Origin of the sequence: Bacillus sp. SIMBA_008 (genome assembly GCF_046535495.1) — a bacterium.
Lineage (GTDB): Bacteria > Bacillota > Bacilli > Bacillales > Bacillaceae > Bacillus > Bacillus subtilis.
In genome coordinates this window covers 1-264 of record NZ_JAWRWL010000627.1, presented here as the reverse complement: position 1 = coordinate 264, position 264 = coordinate 1, and the positions used below count along the sequence as shown (strand labels likewise).

The 264-nt window shown below is 41.7% G+C and carries 1 pseudogene; it reads left to right on the top strand.

Going from position 1 to position 264, the window contains the following annotated elements:
* A pseudogene (locus tag SB658_RS24715) lies at positions 1-264 on the top strand (sensor histidine kinase); the annotation flags it as partial.

Sequence of the window (264 nt, the reverse complement as noted above, 5' to 3'; positions counted from 1 at the left end):
CTAGGTATCCAGTGGCAATCTATTCGTCTTGGAGTAGGGATCTCACTTGGTGTTGTTATCATGACGATGCTGCCCATGTTTTTTTATTATCAGCTTGATCCGATGATTCTCCTCTCTACCCGCTGGTTCGGCATCCCGTTTTTTTGTATTTTACTGATCATTAGTCTTGCCATTGGGGTTTCTGCCTCACATGTATTTGGCTATCAGCATAAAAAGCGTCTTGATCAGCTTGTAGAGTCGATTTTAAAGTTTGAAAATGGGAAC